Consider the following 18,396-nt stretch of genomic DNA (forward strand, 5'->3'; position numbering starts at 1 on the left):
GCCCCGCACCATCGAGGCGCCGCCCAACCTGCCCGAGGGCAAGGCGGGCAACATCGCGATGTRGCTCCTGCCGGTCGCCGGGGTCATGTCGTCCGTCGTGATGATGACGGTCGTCCGCAACAGCCAGTTCGCCGGACTCGGCGCGATCATCCTCGTGGTCACCGTCATCGGCTCCGCGGCCCTGCTCCTCMCGCAGCGCGGCAAGGCCCAGCGCACCCGCCGCACACAGCGCGAGGCCTATCTCGCCTATGTGGAGGACCTGCGCGAGGAGCTGTCGGCCGAGGAGCGCGAGCGGCGCGGGCGCGCGGACGTACTGAACCCGTCGCCGTACTCCCTGTACGACATCGTGCGCGACCCGGCCCGGCTCTGGGAGCGGCGACGGGTCGACGACGACTTCCTGCGGGTACGGGTCGGCACCGGCGAGATGCCGGTGCGGGACCTCCAGATCGCCGAACAGGGCTCGTCCGTCCTCACACCCCCCGACCTCTTCATGCTGAACGAGGCCTCGGCCGTGGTGACCCGCTTCCGCAACGGCACCGAGCTCCCCCTGACCGTCCCCCTCGACCGCGTCGGCAACGTCAGCGTCATCGGCCCCCGCGAGGACTGCCTGCGTGTCGCCCGCGCCCTGCTCGTCCAGGCGGCCGCCCTGCACGCGCCCGACGACGTGGCCGTCGCCGTCGCCGCCCCGGGCGACCGCATAGCGGACTGGGAGTGGGCCAAGTGGCTGCCCCACCTGCTGGACCCCGAGCAGTTCGACGGCCCGGTCGCCGCCCGCCGCATCGCACCGTCCGCACCCCAGCTGGCCCGCCGGCTCGACGCGGAGCTGCGCCGCCGGGCCTCGTACGCCGCCGAGGTCCGCCGCGGACTGGCCGGCCGGGACGCGCTGTCCATGAACTCCCGGCTGCTCGTGGTCACCGACGGACACGGCGAGGACGCCGTCGACCTGCCGCGCCCCGACGACGCCGTCGGGCTGCGCGAGATGGGCGTGACCGTGGTGCACCTGCTCGAACAGCGGGTGCAGGAACCGGGACACGTCAACGTACGCATCACCGTCGACGGCACCGGCGTGACCATCGAGGACCTGCGCGAGGCCGAACCGGTCCAGGCGCACGGCACGGTGGACGAGGTCGGTGTGCCGTTCGCCGAGGGCCTGGCCCGGATGCTCGCCCCGCTGCGGCTCTCCGCCGAGTCCCTGATGGACGCCCCGCTGTCCGGCCCGGTCGAGTTCGCCGCGATGCTGGGCATCGACGACGTGGCCCGGCTCGACCTGGACCGGCTGTGGGCGCCGCGCGGGGACCGCGCCTTCCTGCGCGTCCCGATCGGCATCAGCGACACCCACGAGCCGGTGCTCCTGGACCTCAAGGAGTCCTCAGAACTCGGCATGGGCCCGCACGGGCTGTGTGTGGGCGCCACCGGGTCAGGGAAGTCGGAGCTGCTGCGGACCCTCGTGCTCGGCCTGGTGGCCACCCATTCGCCCGAGGACCTCGCGCTCGTCCTGGTCGACTACAAGGGCGGCGCCACCTTCGCACCGTTCGCCGGCCTGCCCCATGTCGCGGGCGTCATCACCAACCTGGAGAACCAGGCCGGACTGGTCGAGCGGGTCCACTCCTCGCTCGCCGGTGAGGTCAAGCGCCGCCAGCAGGCCCTGAAGGACGCGGGCAACGTCGCCGACATCGGGGACTACGCGGCCCTGCGCGCTTCGAGGCGCCCGGACCTCGCCCCGCTGCCCCACCTCTTCGTCGTGATCGACGAGTTCGGTGAACTGCTCACCGCCAAGCCGGACTTCATCGACCTGTTCCTCTCCATCGGCAGGATCGGGCGCTCCATCGGCGTCCATCTGCTGCTCTCCAGCCAGCGGATCGAGGGCGGCAAGCTCAAAGGGCTGGAGACCTACCTCTCGTACCGGCTCGGCCTGCGGACCTTCTCGGCCGACGAGTCGCGCACGGTCCTGGACACCACGGACGCCTTCCACCTGCCGCCGCTGCCCGGTTTCGGCTACCTCAAGGTCGACACGAGCCACTACGCGCGGTTCAAGGCGGGCTACGTCTCCGGCGGATACCGCGGTCCTGTCCGGCACGCCGACGAGGCGGAGACCGGGCCGCTCGCCCTGGAGTACGAGGCGTTCAACACCCTGGCCGGACCGGACAGCGGTCGGCAGGCACCGGAGCCCGCATCCCGTCGCCGCGAGACCGGTCCCACCGAACTCGGCATCATGGTCGACCAGTTGACGGGCGCCGCCCCCGGCGTCCGCAGCATCTGGCTGCCCCCGCTGCCCTCCGCGATCGCCCTGGACACGGTCGCCGGTCCGCTGGACGTCGGCCCGCGCGGCATGCGCCTGGCAGGGGCGCGCACGGTTGGCGGCGGGGCAGGTACGGGGAGCGGTCCGACCGGTACAGCAAGCGGGCGGGCCGGCACGGGAAGCAGTCCGACGGGCACAGCAGACAGCCCGGCAGCCACGGGCGGCGGTCCGGCCGGCGCCCGTCAGCAGGGTCCGCTCCGGGTGCCGCTCGGCCTGCTGGACGACCCGGCCAAGCAGTGGCAGGGGCAGTGGTTCCTGGACCTGACCGTGGCCGGCGGCCACGCGGCCGTGATCGGCGGCCCGCAGTCCGGCAAGACGACGCTCCTGCGCACGCTCGTCCTCTCCCTCGCGCTGACCCACACCCCGCAGGAAGTCGGCGTCTACGGCCTCGACCTGGTCGGCGGCGGCCTCCAGGCGCTGGCGGAGCTGCCGCACGTCGGCGGCATCGCGGGCCGCGCCGACCGCGAGCGGGCGGCCCGCACCGTCGAGGAGGTCCGCGCCATGCTCGCCGTGCGCGAGGACCTCTACCGCGAGCACGGCATCGATTCGGTCGAGCAGCTGCGCACGCTGCACGCGGCGGGGCGACTGCCGCAGCTGGCGTCCGCCGAGATCGTGCTCGTCATCGACGGATTCGGCGCGTTGCGCGACGACTTCGACGACCTCGACGACGCGGTCGCGGACATCCTCAAGCGCGGTGGCGGCTACGGCATCCACGTCGTCGCGGGCATGCTGCGCTGGAACGACGTACGCATCGCCATCCAGTCCAACTTCGGCACCCGTGTCGAACTGCGGCTGAACGATCCCGGCGAGTCGAGCATCGAGCGCAAGCTCGCCGCGACCCTGTCGCCCGACGAGCCCGGCCGGATCCTCACCGACGGCAAGCTCTTCGCCCAGGTCGCGCTCCCCCGCACGGACGGGGCCTGCGACACGGCGGACCTGGGTGCCGTGCTGGAGCGCACGGCACGCGCGGTCCGCGCCACCTGGCACGGCGACGTCGCCCAGCCGGTACGGGTGCTGCCGCACATCCTGGAGCCCGCACGGCTGCCGGGACCGGTCGCCGAGCCGCAGCGGGTCCCGCTCGGTCTCGACCAGTCGGCGCTGGCACCCGCCCTGCTCGACCTGTTCGGCCACGACCAGCACCTGCTGGTGCTGGGGGACAGCGAGTGCGGCAAGACGAACCTGCTGCGGACGGTCGCGCGCGGGCTGGTCGACCGTTACGGCGAGGACGACCTGGTCTTCGCCGTGATGGACCCGAGGCGCTCGCTGCGCGGGGTGGTCCCGGAGGAGTTCAACGGTGGCTACGCGTACAACTCCAAGCTGTGCGCCGGGCTTTCGGCCGGGATCGCCACCGAGCTGGAGAAGCGGCTGCCCGACGAGAACGCGCGCCTGGAGGACCTGGAGCCGGGCAGCTGGGGCAAGGGGCCGCGCATCGTGGTGCTGGTCGACGACTACGACGTCCTGACGACGGCGGGCCAGTCGCCGCTGGCCGCGTTCCTCCCGTACATCCCGTCGGCGGTCGACATCGGCCTCCACTTCGTGCTGACGCGGCGCGTGGCCGGTGCCTCGCGCGGCATGTACGAGCCGCTGGTGCAGGGCCTGCGGGAGTCGGGCGCGTCGGCCCTGGTGATGTCCGGCGACCGGAGCGAGGGACAGCTCTTCCCCGGCGTCTATGCGTCTCAACAGGCAGCTGGCCGAGGCGTGTTCATCCAGCGGGGCCGTCCGAACCGTCTGGTCCAGACGGTGTACGCACCGGCGTGAGGGACTCCGTGGACCACCTTTTCCCCCGAACACCGAAGGACCGGACGACTCCATGACGAAAGACGTCATCGCGCTCACCGCCCGCATGCCCGACCCGTGGACCGTGCTCGCGGGCCTGCTCTCCGGCGGCCCGGACAAGCTGGTGGGAACACGGGGCGACGGCGCCGTGGTGCAGCTCTGCGACACGCAGGGCCGCCCGCTCGTCTCGGTCGAGGCACCGTTGCTGGTCGCCGTGGAGGGCGAGGCGGAACGGCTGCTGGGGGCGACGCCGCCACCGGTGCCGTACTGGTGGACGGAGGCCCGCGCCACCACGGGCGTCGCGGAGGCGGAGCGGCTCGCGGGCACGTTCGCGACCCGGCTCACCGCGCTGGTGGGCGGCTCGGCCTGGCCGCCGGACGCCGTCGGTTCGCTCACCGTGGTGCCGTCGGACGGGGTGCGGGTCGCCCCGGCACCGGCCGCCGCGCAGCCCGCCGTCGACGTGCTCACGGAGAAGGTCGCCGTCGTCATCCAGGACCGTCCGGTCGTCGCGATGACCGCCTGGCTCTCCGACGCCTTCCGCGCGGCCGCCGGGGCCGGGCTCGGCCTCCAGATCGTCAGCCCGGCGGGGACCACGCTCTCCCCCGCCGTACGCGACAGCCTCGGCGGGTGGCCGTCGCGCTGGGTCGTTCAGGACGAGCGGGACGGCTACTACGACGGCCTGACGGGGGCCGTACTGCGGTGGCAGGACGGCGCGTTCGCCCCGCCCGGCTCCCCGGACCCCGCGGAAGCTTCGGATTTTTCGGAGGGCGACCCGCACACGCGGGTGGCGGCCACCTACCAGGAGGTCACGGACACGGGTGAGCGCCAGCTCGGCCTGACCTTCCGCATGGTCCACCCGGCGGACGACCGGCTGGTGCTGGGCGGCGGCCTGGAGACGGTGTGGCGGGAGCTGACGGGGAAGCCGCCGGCCGGCTGGGGTACCTCGGAACCGGCCAACCTGCCCTGGTCTCTGAGCCAGTTGACCGACGTGGCCCATCGCAGGGCGCCGGAGCCGACCTGGCTCGTCGTGGTCGGCGGCCCGGACCGGCCGGGCCTCGCCACCGTACGCGTCACGCGCACGGAGGCGGGCGTCGAGGAGCACGTCACGATGGCGCTCGGCTACGGAAGCGGCGAGGAGTGCCCCGTGGACGCCCTGCCCGCCCTCGCGGAGGCACTCGCCACCCGGCACCGCCTCCAGTCGATGCTCGTACAGCTTCGCAAAGCGCGACGCGACATGGCGGTGCCCGCACGCTTCGAAGGGCCGGGCGTTCCGCTGGCGTTCGTCCTGGGCGCGGATGAGGTCCGCGACCTGCCGGGCGACCGCGCCCGCCGCACACCCCTGCCGCAGGCGCCTCTGCCTCTCGGCCCGAAAACGCGCCCTGCGCTGTACTACCCGCTGCCGGGCGACCCGTCGGACCTGTCGGGCTGGCTGGACTTCGAGCGACTGATGCGCCATCTCAAGGGGGCGCCGTGACCGCGCCCGGTGTCATGACTCTGCAACAACGACAATCTGTCCGATTGCAGATTGCAGTAGCGACGCACGAGTTGATAGACATGTATTCGATCAAGAGGGTTTTCGTTCGAGCGGGTGGGGGAAGCTGATGAAGTTCAACATGGGGGCCTCGGTCCTCTCGACCCTGATGTCGAAGTCACAGGGCTCCAGTACGGATCTGGGCACGCTGATCCGGCAGTTGATCGCGGCGGCGGAACCGCTGGAGGGCAAGTTCCACGGGTCGGGCAAGGTCGCGTTCGACGACTTCAAGAACCGCTCCGACGAGATCACCGCGGCGCTGAACGCCTCGCTCTCCGGAATCCTCGGCGGCCAGTCCGGGATGGACGCGGCCTTCGGCTCGGGTGACCAGGAACAGGGCGAGAACGCGAAGACGCAGATGGCGTCGGCCAACTTCGACGCGGCCCGTTTCTCGGGCCGCTGACACCGGCCCGCCCGACGGGCGGGCGGCGGGTTTTCGTTCTTTCTCACGGGGAGTGATGGGTGATGGCAGGAAACGCGGGCGACACCGACCGGCGGGCGTACGACACGGGCGCCTCCACCGAGGTCCAGGGCAACATCCAGGTGGTGATCGCCCAGCTGGAGGCGGTGATCACGGCTCGGGACACACAGGTGAAGGCGGCGATGAGCGACTTCGCGGCGGACGGCGTGGCGGACGAGTACCACGGCAAGGAACTGCGGTGGAACGCGACCTCGCAGGAGGTCAAGAACATCATCCAGCTGCTCCGTTCGACGCTGGAGAAGAACGACGGCACCGCGCAGCAGACGCTGGCGCGCGCCAAGGCCGCGGTCGACAACATCGGCTGAGCGGTCTGGCTGTGACGCCCGTCGGAAGAATCGTTCCTTCTTCTTCCGACGGGCGCTGGTTCCGGATCAGGTACGGGCACGGGGGGCGGGTTTTCAGTGACGGCGTGGGACATCAAGCCGCAGGGTGTGCAGGGGCAGCTGAAGCAGGTCGGTCGGCACGCGGGTGACCTGGAGAAGGCGCTGAACGCGATGGTCACGGCCATGTCGGAGGCGGCGACGCATGCGGGGACGGCGGTGCCGGGCACGGCGGCGTCACTGCCGGTGGCGGGGCCGGTGGCGGTGGGGGCGGAGCCGTTGTCGCATCCGACGCTGGGGCCGGTGGCTGCGGCGCTGGGCACGTACATGACGGAGCGGAAGCCGCAGCTGAAGTCGATGGCGGAGCGCATCCAGGCCGCTGTGCTGGGTGCGGCGACGGCGACGAACGAGTACGTGGAGGGCGACCTGGACACGGCCAAGCAGGCCCAGGACGCCGCGAAGTCCGTGCGTCTGGATCTGCTGAAGGACATGGGGGCCGCCAAGTGAGCAAGAACGAGGCGGTCTCCCCGTCGGGCATCCCCGTCTTCACCGGCAACCTTGCCCTGCTGGACACCAGCGTGACCGCGCTGACGAAGGCCGCGGGGTCGATCGCCACGTCCGCCGGTGACGTGCACAGCAGCTTCGGCGGCCTCCAGGCGTTCTACAAGGCGCCCGAGGCCGACCAGCTGTTCGCGACGACGAAGCCGGTCGCGGACCGCGGGACGTCCCTGAAGTCGGACCTGGCCACGATCACGGCCGCGCTGAGCACGTACTCAAACGACGCCCACCCGCTGGTAGAGAAGCTGAAGCAGCTCAAACTCGACGCCGACGCCTTCCTGGTCCAGATCCGGGACGACGACAAGTGGCGCGAGGACGGCGACCTGGTCGACGAGAACAACGGCCGCCACGCCGAGATCATCGAGACCTGGACGGCGTTCCAGGCCGTGGAGCGGGCCTGCCACGACAAGATCGTCGCTCTGGTCGGCGGCCCCGCGCTGAAGATCGACGACGGCTCCGGCAAGAAGGGGACGTACGGCTACGACGCCGAGACCCTCAAGCACGCCGAGGGCCTGCCCTGGGGCGACCCCGTCGAGGAATCGAAACCCTGGTGGCACGTCCACGAACACGCCTGGGACTTCGTCAAGGGCTTCTTCGTCGACGGTGTCTGGGGCACCATCAAGGGCCTGGGCACCCTGGTGGGCACCGACGGCTGGGACTCCGCCAAGCAGGCCTGGTCGGGCCTGGGCAAGCTCGCCACCGGCCTGGCGATCACCGCTTCCCCGCTGGGCGTCGCGTACTGGATGACCCCCGAGGACCAGCTCCCCTCCTACCTGCGTGACTCCCGCACGGCCATGAAGGAGACGGGCAAGGCGCTGCTGGCCTGGGACCAGTGGGGCGAGAACCCCTCCCGCGCCGCCGGCGCGGTGACGTTCAACGTCATCACGACCGTGTTCACGGGCGGTGCGGGCGGCGCGGCCTCCGGCGCCGGCAAGGCCGCCCTCGCGGCGAAGGCCCTGTCCACCGCGGGCAAGGTGGGCCGGTTCGTCGACCCGATGACGTACGTCTTCAAGGGCGCGGGCATGGGCCTGACGAAGATCGGCGACGTGATGGCCGGCTTCAAGGGCCTGGGCAGCACCCAGATCCCCGCCCTCCCCGAAGGCACCATCACCCTCCCCGACGGCGGCTTCAAACTCGCCGACGGAACCCTGCACCTCCCGGAGGGCTCGGCGGTCCCGGAGGCCGCCTTCGAGGTCCCGAGCAACTCCTACAAGCTCCCGGACGGCACGGCCATCCCCGCCGGAGCGATCGACCTGGGCGACGGCGTGGTCCGCCTCCCGGAAGGCATGGCACCCCCCGCCGGCTCCCTCCACATCCCCGAAGGCGCCCTCAAACTCCCCGAAGGCACCACCGCCCTCCCCGAGAACGTACTCAAGGGCACGGACGAACACGGCAACACCGTCTACCTGGACCGCCCGGGCAACGTCCTCAAGGAAGACGGCACCCTCAAGCAACACCACACCGCCGCGAAGCAGGAAGGCGTGGCCACGGGGGCGGAAGCCCCGGCCACGGTCAAGGTCCCGGAGCACGAACTGGTCGGCGCCGGCGCCCACTCCATCGCCGGCAACGCGGACGGGGCTCTCCGCACGGGCGACGACCTGAGCGGCGCGGGGCGGGCCGGCGACGAGGCCACTGGCACGGGTGCCGGTACGGGCAGGAGCCCGGGCGGGTCGGCAAGCAACCTGCCCGGGGGCTCGGCGGGCAACTACGTGCCGAGTAACAACCTGGAGGGCGGCGGGCCGGTCGGATCGGGCGGCCACCACCCAACGAACAACCTCGATGGTGGAGGGTCCGGCGGGGGTCATAGCGACCTCGGCGCCACCGGCGGCCACGACGTGCCCGACGGCGCAGGCACCGCTGACGACGGCGCTACGGCTTCGCCGACGCACCGCGCAGACGAGGGCTCCGCGGGTAGCGGTGGAGGTCCCGCCGAGCGAGAACTGACCGCCGCCGAGCGGAAGAAGCTGCAAGACAGGCATGTGTGGTTGGCCAACAACAACGACGTGTGGCGCGAAACTCACTACCGAGGCGACGGCCATCGCTGGGACAAGAACGTCAAGGTCGACGGCGTTGAGCTGCCCATCCTCAAGAAGGGTGCCAACGGCGCGTGGGTTGCCAAGTACGACCTCCCGCACGGCCCTTCGGAGATCAAGCACAGCCGAACACCACTCAAGCCGGACTCCGCTGACCCCAGGCACATCCCACAGTTGGACGAGGCCGCGAAGAACAGCAGGGTGAGCGTGGACCTCGCCAACGCTGAAAGAGCATTCAAAGAAGACCCATCGCCTCAGAACCACTCTGACCTTGACACGGCGGCCAGCGCCTACCGCGATCAATTGGCCGATATCCCCAACAACAGCAAGCACTCGGAGAGGCTCGGCGAGAAGGCATCCAGGCTCCACGCCATCCCCAAGATTTTCCCGACAGCCAAATACGTTGATCTCCCCAGGACACCAAATGGCGCCAACATGCTTGACGACCTATATGAGATCGGCGATGACGGCAGCTATCTCGTCGTTGAGCAAAAAGGACCGAAGGCAAATCTGAACCCTCCTCGCCTCGGTGCCGGTCCAGCCGCAAACATGATGGTCAAGCAAGGAACGAGGCCATACCTGGAAACAATCTTCCATGAGATGTGGAAGCGAGGCGGTGTGGACAGGCAGCTCGCGGAGAAGCTATTCGATGCCCTTGAGAACAAGAAACTGCAGTATGTTCTAGTAAAGGGCAAAGAGAGCGCCGGCTCCTACGACGGCTCCGTGCTTGAGTACTTCAAGATCTACTAGAGGAGAGAAACCAGTGGTCACGAGCGTTCCCCGCCACGACTTCCCAGTAGGGGCAACCCAGGAGGACATGGCTTCGCTCACAGCGAGCACCAATCGGGTCCTCGATCGGCTCGAAGTATCGGAGATGTCCCGCTCCCGCGCCCTTGACTGCTGTTTGACCGTGGCCATGTCGCGCTGCGCCGGCGATCCCCAGGCCGAGAAGATCGAGACCTGGGAGGCTTGGGTCACCGCCATGCAGGTCGGCTCCGCGCTGTTCGATTCGGCCACTGCGACAGAGGGGGTCCTGCCCTGCCGCATCGGGATCGCGGGCGAGGTGAGGCAACTCCCCGCAACCGGACCGACCTCCTATACACACGCCGGATCATGGCTCACTGCGGTCTACCTGGCGACGATCTGCCGTGAGGAGGAGCGCCTCGACCGGCTCATGCAGGTTCCGGTGTCGTTCCTCCGCGCATCCGGAGCAGTGTTCGACGAGTACGTCTATGAATGGGTCGAAGCTCTGCAAAGCTACTGGGCCCGCCGCTCCAACGACATGTGGAGCCATCTGGTCGCCGCGATCAGTCACGCCACCCCCGAGGCCGCCCAGATCGCCGACAAGGAAACCCTGCTGAAGATCCTTTACCCGGCGCTTGAACTATTCCAGCTCTACAACCGCGGGGACGCCGAAAAGTTCAACGCATCACTGAATGAGTTCCTCCACTGGCACAGGCAGTATTGGACCGCGGACGAGGCGCGATCCTTGAGCAGCGACGGCCTGGTCGCTCTCGCCCCTCTCGCCATCGCATGCATGGCCTTCGACAACGACTTCACCATCGAGATCGAATCCGAGTATCTGCCAAAGGAACTACTACAGTTCGGCTGGCGCGGCGAGATCGACACCTGAGCGCCGCCAGGAGTATTCAAATCCCGTACCAGGATGATGGCCAGTGCGGGGCTCACGCCAGAATTGACACATCACGCGCCCGGAATCGAACAGGGGAACGGCGACTTTCACACCTCCCGCCGTTCCACGTGAATTCAAGCAAACAGCAGACCGTCCACGCACACCACCTTCGCCTCGCGAACCTCCTCGCGGCCGAGCCCGCGGTCGCGGGACTGATCGAGGACCGGTGCCTGCTTCCAGGGCAGTCAGGTCACATGCCGGGCCATGGTGGGCCGATTGTTCTTCACCGACAGCAGGTAGTGGGCCTGGCGGTCCTCGGCAAGGTAGCGAGCGTGGCTCGTCCGGGCGTGCATGGCGTCAACGGTGACGACGGAGCCGGTCAGATCCTGATCATCGAGGTGCGTTGAGCAGCGGACGGCACCACCACCTCGGACCGTGACGCTCCGGACGCGGCTTGTGGCGGGTGCAGAGCGGACGGAACAGGTGATGGTGCAACGAGCACGGCGACTTCACCGGGCCCGGACTGGTTCACCGGTCGGTGCGGTGAGTTCCTTGGTCATGAAGACGCGGCTGGTACCCGGCGGATCGCAGGGCACCTCTCCCAACCGCTTCCACCCGTGTTTCTCGTAGAAGCCGGGGGCCTGGAAGGTGATCGTGTAGAGCACGGCCGTGCGACAGCCACGGGCACGAGCCTCGTCCTCGGCCCGCCGGAGGATCTCTGTTCCCAGCCCGCTGCCGCGCCGCCGGGGCGGTAGGTAGAAGAGGTCGAGGAAGAACAGCCCGAGCGAGGTACGCCCGGTCAGTCCGCCGACCACCTGGCGCGTTTCGGGATCACGGACCAGTACGGCCAGGGATCTGCGGTCGGCGATTCCCGTGTGTTCGACGTTGAAGCGGTCCAGCGCGTCGGAGATTGCCGCGGCGTCTTCCGGCGTCGGGGAGTCGGTGAGCACCCAGTCCGTCTGGGGTTTGGGCTGGTGGGAGACGGTGACGGCAGTGTCGGAAGCGGTCATGGTCACTCCAGTACGTGAGCGGATGCGGGTGCGGGGCCGGTGAGCCCGGCGCACGAGCCGACGCTAGGACCCGGACGCTTCGACGGACGTCGAAGGGACGTCGGCGACAATGGGACCGTGGACATTCGGCGCGCAGCCCAGGACGTGGGCGTGGACCTGGCGGGCGTGGCCAAACTGGTGGCCGACAACACCCGGGCCGCCTTCTGCCTCGCACTGCTCGACGGCCGGGCCTGGACGGCGAACGAGCTCGCGCGCTACGCCGGCGTCGCACCGTCCACCGCGACCTCGCACCTGAACCTGCTCGTCAACGGCGGACTCCTCGTCGAGGAGCGGCACGGACGCCACCGCTACGTACGGGTGGCCGACCGCAGAGTGGTCGAACTGATCGAGAGCCTTGCCGCGCTGGCCCCGAAGCACAGCCCCCGGCCACGCTCCCTGGCGGCCTCCGGCCGGCAGCAGGCACTGGCCCGCGCCCGGCTGTGCTACGACCACCTGGCCGGAACCACCGCACTGGCCATCACCGACGCGATGGTCGAACACGGACTCCTGGAGTGGGGACCTGAGCCGGGCCTGACCGGCAAGGGCGCCCACTGGCTTGCCGAAGTCGGCATCACGGTACCCGCCGGCTCACGACGGCCACCGGTGCGCGCCTGCCTCGACTGGACCGAGCGCCGTCCCCACCTGGCCGGCGCGGTGGGCGCCGCCCTGTCCGCCCACGCACTTGCCACCGGGTGGATGACGCGCATCGGAACCAGCCGCGCCCTCCTCGTGACACCCGTCGGCAGCCAGGCACTGCACGACCACCTCGGCCTGCCACCAACTGAACTCCGATCCTGAACCGGACCTGCCCCGGCCACACCGACGCGTGGTCAAGGCGGGCGAACAGGACTCTCCCCGGGGCCCTGGGGTGGGGCCTGACGCAAAGGCCGCCGTCGGCCGGACACTCACGATCGCCGACGGCGGCTACATATCTCAGCAAGGCCGGGCGACACATCAAGCGCCCTGCGCCAAGGCCCTGTTGCGTAGCCTCGGCGGGATCTCTCCCGTGCCGTCCGGCACACCTCACCGGAGTGTCAGTGGCGCCACCTAAGGTTCGTCCCATGAGTTCTTCCCTGAGCGTCTACCTGTTGGACGTGGCCGCTACGCGCGCCCTGGTCGGATCCCGCGACGACCAATTGCTGAACGTGATACGCGCCGAGTTCGGGGACGACCTGGTCCGCGACGACGACTACCACAGTGACGCGATCGAGCAGGGCTCCCCCACGGCGGACCAGGCCCTGTCCGCGGTCATCCACGGCGGCCCCTTCAGCGAGAACCGGGACCACGCCTTCCAGTACAGCTACGCCTACGAGCGCATATGCTCGCTCACCGGCGCTTTCCTGCCCAACGACTGCTTCACGCCGCACAGGGGCGACTGGCTGTCCGTCGTCGACCAGGGTCTGGAGGCCCTGGGTGTCACAGCGGTGTCCGTGGACACCTTCAGCCACAGCCGTCCACCGGCTCCGCTGCCCTACACCTACACGCCGGGCTGCGGCGAGTGGGCGCCCGAGGACATCGCCCGGGCGCTCCAGCAGTTCGAGGCCACCAAGCGTGCGGTCGACGAGTCGGGCCAGGCCCCGCCGCTGGAGCCCGAGGTCCTGGACGCCGTCATGCAGTGCCTCACCTGGATGCGGCACGCGCAAGCACGACCGGGCTACGGCGTCATCGGCTTCCGCTCCTGAAGCCGGGGCAGCGGCAACTGATGTGCCTGCCCTCGCCGCACCGCCTCGCTCTCAACTACCCTACTGCGCGGCCGACTCCACTTGCAGCCTGTTCTAGGCTGCTTCGGCAGACTGAGCTGCACATACGCGACGGGGGAGCAGGGCCGTGAGCACAGGTGCGGATGCGGGTGGCGAGCCTGCTCTCGTCACTGCGGTTCGTGCCGGTGACATCCGCCTGGTGGAGCGCCTCCTTCGGGAGGACCGGGACGCCGATGCGGAGCAAGCCGCCTTCTCCCTCGCGGTCCGGATGCGTTCCGGGGGCATCGCCCAACTGCTGCTGCAGAACGGCGTCGATCCCAGCTTGAGCCGGCCCGACGAGTTGCTGACGTTGTGTGAGGCAGTCAAATCAGGGTCGCCCGCACTGGTCGAGGCGCTTCTGGAGCAGTCGATGCGGATCAGGTACCCGGAGGCCGAGCTTCTGGAGGCGCGGGACCTCGCGTGCCACTGGTACCGGGCGGGGGCCGAAGCCGAGCTGCGGCGTCGTACCGGTGCCGAGGAGGCTGCCGCTCGCGCTCGGGTCCAGGACGACGAGCTCTACAGCATCGGTGCATTCTCCCTCGGCGGCGTGTCCGTTCGGGACGGGCACGCTGCGATCCTCACGGACCTGGAGCAACTGCTCGGCGTCAGCCCCTCGTTCGAGGAACTGATGGCCCGCGCACTGGGCTTCGACCAGGACCACACCGCGTGGCCGCGGGCCACCATCCTGCTGTCGCACCGCCGCGATCAGGAGACCTGGGCGGCTGCCGCGGCCCTGCGCACTCATCCCGAGCCCTCCCACAGGCTGTTCGGCGCCGAGGTGCTGCGCCTGACCCATCTCTTCGACGACGACGAAGCGGATGCGTTCGCCGGTCCCGCCCTGGACATCTTCACCGAGTGGTCGACGCGGGAATCGGACCGGTTCGTCCTCACCGAGGTGCTCAGGGCTCTGGGACAGCACCCTGACGCGCGCGCCGTCGCCGCCCTTCTGCCCCATGCCGGCCATCCCTACGGCGATGTACGACGCGCGGTGGCATCCGGTCTGGGCACGTGGTTCGAGCCGCCCGCCTTTTCGGGCGAGGTGCGTCAGGCGCTGCTGGTGCTGATGACGGACCCGGACTGGGCGGTACGGGAGGAAGCCTGTCTCACGGTCGGCAACGGCAGAGACCGCGATCCTGCCCTTACCGACGCGATGTTCGCGTTGCTGGAGGACGCGGACCGGCAGGTCCGGGTCGCCGCCGTGGAAGGGCTCGCCTCCCACGACGACGCGCGGTGCGTGGAAGCTGCACGCCTTCTTGGCCCACCGCGGCAGCGTCCCGGCTCTCGTCCCAGCGAGCTCTACCTTTCCGCGCTGTGGCTCTACGAGTGGCGCCGGGACCGCCGGCGCTGAGCACGCCAGGCAGTCACCGGACCGGCACCGCCAGGACTCCGGCGCCCCTCACTTCTCCCGCAACGGCACCTCCCGCTTCAGCCCCGCCACCAGGAAGACCACGGGCAGCGGCCCGGATCACCGCAGCGCCCTCGACGTGAACGGCCTACCTCCGCCGGGGCATCCGTACCCGCATCCGTGCTCTGCCTCACCGGGCACTGCTCGCGGTTCCGGGATGGCGGCCTTCCGAGGAGCGGGTGGGCCGGTGGATCGCCGGACGCCGGGCGCCCGATGAGCGACGAGGCGTGGCTTGCGCGGTTCGCGGCACTGCTGCGCGGGCGAAACGGGCTCTCCTCGCGGATCGCGCGGCAGCACACCGCCGATGCCCCCGGCGTGCTCAGCATCACCCTGGACAGCTCCGGTGACCGCCGGGTAACTTTTAACCAAGGCTGAGCAAGCGCTTAGCCAAGCCGAGCGAAGCCGACCAGGGAGGCACCCCGTGCGCCGTACGGTATTCAACGAGGACCACGAGGCGTTCCGGGAGACCATCCGCGCCTTCATCGCGGCCGAGGTCGTGCCCGTGTACGACGAGTGGTTCGCGGCCGGCCAGGCCCCGCGCGACTTCTACCTGAAGCTCGGCGAGCTGGGTGTCTTCGGCATCACCGTGGACGAGGAGTACGACGGCGCGGGCATCGACTCGCACAAGTACGAGGCCCTCATCTACGAGGAGACCGCCCGCGCGGGCGTCTCCTTCGGCGGTTCCGGCGTGCACACGCTGCTCGGCCTGCCCTACATCAAGATGCTCGCCACCGACGAGCAGAAGAAGCGCTGGCTGCCGAAGTTCACCACCGGCGAGGAGATGTGGGCCCTCGCGATGACCGAGCCGGGCACCGGCTCCGACGTCGCGGGCATGAAGACCACCGCCAAGCTCTCCGAGGACGGCACGCACTACGTCCTCAACGGTTCCAAGACCTTCATCACCGGCGGCGTGCACGCCGACCGCGTGATCGTCTGCGCCCGCACCTCCGCCCCGCGCGAGGACGACCGCCGCTTCGGCATCTCCCTGTTCGCCGTCGACACCAAGTCCGCGGGCTACTCGATCGGCCGCAAGCTCGACAAGCTCGGCCTGCGCGTCTCCGACACCGCCGAGCTGGCGTTCGTCGACGTGAAGGTCCCGGTCGAGGACCTCCTCGGCGAGGAGAACAAGGGCTTCGGCTACCTCGGCACCAACCTGGCCTCCGAGCGCTGGGGCATCGCCTTCGGCGCGTACGCCCAGGCCGCCGCCGCCGTCCGGTTCGCCAAGGAGTACGTGCAGGACCGCACCGTCTTCGGCAAGACCGTCGCCTCGTTCCAGAACACCAAGTTCGAGCTGGCCGCCTGCCAGGCCGAGGTCGACGCGGCCCAGGCCGTCGCCGACCGCGCGCTGGAGGCGCTGGACGCCGGCGAGCTGACCGCCGCCGAGGCCGCCTCCGCGAAGCTCTTCTGCACCGAGGTCGCGCACCGCGTGATCGACCGCTGCCTCCAGTTGCACGGCGGCTACGGCTTCATGAACGAGTACCCGATCGCCCGCCTGTACGCGGACAACCGCGTCAACCGCATCTACGGCGGCACCAGCGAGGTCATGAAGTCGATCATCGCGAAGTCCATGGGCCTGTAGAGCGGCTACGTTCTCTCCATGAGCTCAGTACCGGACGCCGCCCTGCTCGATCTGCTGGATCTCCTCGATCTGGAGCAGATCGAGCAGGACATCTTCCGGGGCACCAGCCGTTCGGCGATCGTGCCCCGTGTCTTCGGCGGACAGGTCGCGGCCCAGGCGCTGGTCGCCGCGGGCCGGACCGTCCCCGCCGACCGGCCCGCCCACTCCCTCCACTCGTACTTCCTGCGGGCGGGGGACCCGGGCGCGCCGATCGTCTACAGCGTCGACCGCATCCGGGACGGCCGCTCCTTCACGACCCGGCGGGTCGTCGCCGTCCAGCACGGGCAGCCGATCTTCCACCTCTCCGCGTCCTTCCAGACGTACGAGGAAGGGCTGGAGCACCAGGCGGACATGCCGGCCGCTCCCGACCCCGAGACGCTGCCCACGGCCGCCGAGATGCTGCCGCGGTACGCGGACCGGTTCAGCGACCCGAGCGTCGTGGACCGGCTGATCGAGGCGCGGGCCGCGGTCGACCTGCGGTACGCGGACGCGCCGCCCTTCGGCACCGTCGGCGAACCGCGCGAGCCGCGGTCCCAGGTGTGGTTCCGTACCAACGGCAAGCTCGCGGACGACCCGCTGCTGCACGTCTGTATGGCCACGTACGTCTCCGACATGACGCTGCTCGACTCGGTGCTCCTCGCCCACGGGCGCGGCGGCTGGGCGGTCGGCGACGTGGTGGGGGCGAGCCTGGACCACGCGATGTGGTTCCACCGGCCGTTCCGGGCCGACGAATGGCTGCTGTACGACCAGGAGTCGCCGTCCGCGTCCGGCGGGCGCGGGCTCGGCCAGGCCCGGATCTACACCCAGGACGGCCGGCTGGCGATCACCGTCATCCAGGAGGGCGTCGTCCGGGTCCCGCGCGGGCACTGAACAGGCCGCGCCCGGCCGATTCCGCCATACTCCCCACCATGAGTGACGAGAAGTCCGCTGGTGGGGAGTCCACGTTCACCGTCATCGTCGCGGCGGTCGCCAACCTCGGCATCGCCGTGGCCAAGGCCGTCGCGGGGCTGATCAGCGGATCGAGCGCGATGCTCTCCGAGGCGGCCCACTCGGTCGCCGACACCGTCACCGAGGTACTGCTGCTCACCGCGCTCAAGCGCAGCGAGAAGCCCGCCGACGAGGAACACCCGCTGGGCTACGGCCCCGAGCGGTACATCTGGGCGATGCTCGCCTCCGTCGCCACGTTCGTCGGCGGCGCGGTCTTCTCGATCTACGACGGCATCCACACCCTGGCCTCGGGCGAGGAGCTCGGCGACCCGCTCGTCTCGTACATCGTGCTCGCCGTCGCCTTCCTGCTGGAGGGCTACTCGCTGCGCACCGGGCTGCGGCAGGTGCGCGGCGAGGCCGGCCGGCTGGGCACCCCCGCCAAGCGCTACTTCCGGCTCACCCCGGACACGGCGGTCAAGGCCGTCGTGATGGAGGACTCCGCGGCGCTGGTGGGTCTGCTGCTGGCCGCGGGCGGACTGCTCGGCGGCCAGCTCTCGGGTTCCGGGGTCTGGGACGGCATCGCTTCGCTCCTGATCGGCGTGCTGCTCGTGTACGTGGCCTGGGTGCTCGGCCGGTCCAACGCCCAGCTGCTGATCGGCCGGCCGGTTTCGCCGTCGATGCGGGCGGGGGTCCGCGAGGAGCTGCTCTCGGTGCCGCACATCATCGACGTACTGGAACTGACCACCCTCATCCAGGGACCGACCGAGATCCTGATCGCCGCGAAGGTCGACTTCCGGGACGTGGCCAGTGCCGAACAGGTCGAGTGGGCCTGCGAGGAGGCGGAACAGCAGCTGCGGGAGCGCTATCCGTCGATCCGCCGGGTGTATCTGGACCCGACGCCGGGTCTGGAGCAGCGGCGCCGGGCCCGGGCCGCGCGGAACGGTCCGGAGACCGGGAACGGTCCGGACGCCGGGAACCGTCCGAACCCACGGAACGGTCCGGACGCCGGGCCCTGAGCCGGACACCG

15 protein-coding genes are annotated in these 18,396 nt (G+C 70.1%); 14 read left to right on the forward strand and 1 reads right to left on the reverse strand.

Features of this window, described 5'->3' with window-relative positions:
• The 7 genes from eccCa to EAO72_RS20520 all read left to right on the forward strand — a co-directional run.
• A partial coding sequence (gene eccCa / locus EAO72_RS20490; RefSeq protein ID WP_148021924.1) for a type VII secretion protein EccCa occupies positions 1 to 4,057 on the forward strand: 4,057 nt, incomplete at its 5' end.
• A gap of 52 nt (positions 4,058 to 4,109) precedes the next feature.
• Positions 4,110 to 5,549 carry a DUF6177 family protein gene (locus EAO72_RS20495; RefSeq protein WP_148018782.1) on the forward strand — a complete coding sequence of 480 codons (1,440 nt, stop codon included), beginning with the start codon at positions 4,110 to 4,112 and terminating at the stop codon, positions 5,547 to 5,549.
• Positions 5,550 to 5,676: 127 nt separating this feature from the next.
• Positions 5,677 to 6,009 (forward strand): hypothetical protein, encoded by a 333-nt coding sequence (locus tag EAO72_RS20500; protein ID WP_123471228.1) that lies wholly within the window; start codon positions 5,677 to 5,679, stop codon positions 6,007 to 6,009.
• Positions 6,010 to 6,071: 62 nt separating this feature from the next.
• Complete coding sequence (locus EAO72_RS20505) at positions 6,072 to 6,392, forward strand: pore-forming ESAT-6 family protein (protein ID WP_148018783.1); 321 nt, start codon at positions 6,072 to 6,074, stop codon at positions 6,390 to 6,392.
• Between the two features lie 96 nt (positions 6,393 to 6,488).
• Positions 6,489 to 6,914 carry a DUF6507 family protein gene (locus tag EAO72_RS20510; protein WP_148018784.1) on the forward strand — a complete coding sequence of 142 codons (426 nt, stop codon included), beginning with the start codon at positions 6,489 to 6,491 and terminating at the stop codon, positions 6,912 to 6,914.
• Positions 6,911 to 9,748 (forward strand): hypothetical protein, encoded by a 2,838-nt coding sequence (locus EAO72_RS20515; protein WP_148018785.1) that lies wholly within the window; start codon positions 6,911 to 6,913, stop codon positions 9,746 to 9,748. The genes EAO72_RS20510 and EAO72_RS20515 overlap by 4 nt, the downstream gene beginning before the upstream one ends.
• A gap of 67 nt (positions 9,749 to 9,815) precedes the next feature.
• Complete coding sequence (locus EAO72_RS20520; RefSeq protein ID WP_148018786.1) at positions 9,816 to 10,631, forward strand: immunity 49 family protein; 816 nt, start codon at positions 9,816 to 9,818, stop codon at positions 10,629 to 10,631.
• 509 nt (positions 10,632 to 11,140) lie between these two features.
• Here the strand turns inward: EAO72_RS20520 and EAO72_RS20525 are convergent.
• The gene (locus EAO72_RS20525) at positions 11,141 to 11,641 is read right to left on the reverse strand and encodes a GNAT family N-acetyltransferase (protein ID WP_148018787.1); all 501 of its coding nucleotides are present in this window, start codon (positions 11,639 to 11,641) and stop codon (positions 11,141 to 11,143) included.
• A gap of 117 nt (positions 11,642 to 11,758) precedes the next feature.
• Between EAO72_RS20525 and EAO72_RS20530 the strand changes: the two genes are divergently transcribed.
• The 7 genes from EAO72_RS20530 (at position 11,759) to EAO72_RS20555 (ending at position 18,385) form a co-directional block, all read left to right on the forward strand.
• Positions 11,759 to 12,478, forward strand: coding sequence for an ArsR/SmtB family transcription factor (locus EAO72_RS20530; protein ID WP_261991586.1), 720 nt, complete (start codon positions 11,759 to 11,761; stop codon positions 12,476 to 12,478).
• A 263-nt stretch (positions 12,479 to 12,741) separates the two neighbouring features.
• Positions 12,742 to 13,362, forward strand: a complete 621-nt coding sequence (locus EAO72_RS20535) for a DUF7691 family protein (protein WP_148018788.1) — start codon at positions 12,742 to 12,744, stop codon at positions 13,360 to 13,362.
• A gap of 145 nt (positions 13,363 to 13,507) precedes the next feature.
• Positions 13,508 to 14,767, forward strand: a complete 1,260-nt coding sequence (locus EAO72_RS20540; RefSeq protein WP_148018789.1) for a HEAT repeat domain-containing protein — start codon at positions 13,508 to 13,510, stop codon at positions 14,765 to 14,767.
• A 270-nt stretch (positions 14,768 to 15,037) separates the two neighbouring features.
• Positions 15,038 to 15,199: a hypothetical protein gene (locus EAO72_RS42085; RefSeq protein WP_187285150.1), complete on the forward strand. Its 162-nt coding sequence runs from the start codon at positions 15,038 to 15,040 to the stop codon at positions 15,197 to 15,199.
• A gap of 46 nt (positions 15,200 to 15,245) precedes the next feature.
• On the forward strand, positions 15,246 to 16,403 hold the full coding sequence (locus tag EAO72_RS20545; protein WP_148018790.1) for an acyl-CoA dehydrogenase family protein: 1,158 nt from the start codon (positions 15,246 to 15,248) through the stop codon (positions 16,401 to 16,403).
• 18 nt (positions 16,404 to 16,421) lie between these two features.
• Positions 16,422 to 17,312, forward strand: coding sequence for an acyl-CoA thioesterase II (gene tesB, locus EAO72_RS20550; RefSeq protein WP_148018791.1), 891 nt, complete (start codon positions 16,422 to 16,424; stop codon positions 17,310 to 17,312).
• A 38-nt stretch (positions 17,313 to 17,350) separates the two neighbouring features.
• The gene (locus tag EAO72_RS20555; protein WP_148018792.1) at positions 17,351 to 18,385 is read left to right on the forward strand and encodes a cation diffusion facilitator family transporter; all 1,035 of its coding nucleotides are present in this window, start codon (positions 17,351 to 17,353) and stop codon (positions 18,383 to 18,385) included.
• Positions 18,386 to 18,396 lie beyond the last annotated feature (11 nt).

Source organism: Streptomyces sp. OR43, from assembly GCF_008042275.1.
Taxonomy (GTDB): Bacteria; Actinomycetota; Actinomycetes; order Streptomycetales; family Streptomycetaceae; genus Streptomyces.

Excerpts from the sequence above, each read along its gene's own strand:
- EAO72_RS20525 (WP_148018787.1), bottom strand. The coding sequence starts at position 11,641 with ATGACCGCTTCCGACACTGCCGTCACCGTCTCCCACCAGCCCAAACCC.
- EAO72_RS20520 (WP_148018786.1), top strand. The coding sequence starts at position 9,816 with ATGGCTTCGCTCACAGCGAGCACCAATCGGGTCCTCGATCGGCTCGAA.
- EAO72_RS20495 (WP_148018782.1), top strand. The coding sequence starts at position 4,110 with ATGACGAAAGACGTCATCGCGCTCACCGCCCGCATGCCCGACCCGTGG.
- EAO72_RS20555 (WP_148018792.1), top strand. The coding sequence starts at position 17,351 with ATGAGTGACGAGAAGTCCGCTGGTGGGGAGTCCACGTTCACCGTCATC.
- tesB (WP_148018791.1), top strand. The coding sequence starts at position 16,422 with ATGAGCTCAGTACCGGACGCCGCCCTGCTCGATCTGCTGGATCTCCTC.
- EAO72_RS20535 (WP_148018788.1), top strand. The coding sequence starts at position 12,742 with ATGAGTTCTTCCCTGAGCGTCTACCTGTTGGACGTGGCCGCTACGCGC.
- EAO72_RS42085 (WP_187285150.1), top strand. The coding sequence starts at position 15,038 with ATGAGCGACGAGGCGTGGCTTGCGCGGTTCGCGGCACTGCTGCGCGGG.
- EAO72_RS20500 (WP_123471228.1), top strand. The coding sequence starts at position 5,677 with ATGAAGTTCAACATGGGGGCCTCGGTCCTCTCGACCCTGATGTCGAAG.
- EAO72_RS20505 (WP_148018783.1), top strand. The coding sequence starts at position 6,072 with ATGGCAGGAAACGCGGGCGACACCGACCGGCGGGCGTACGACACGGGC.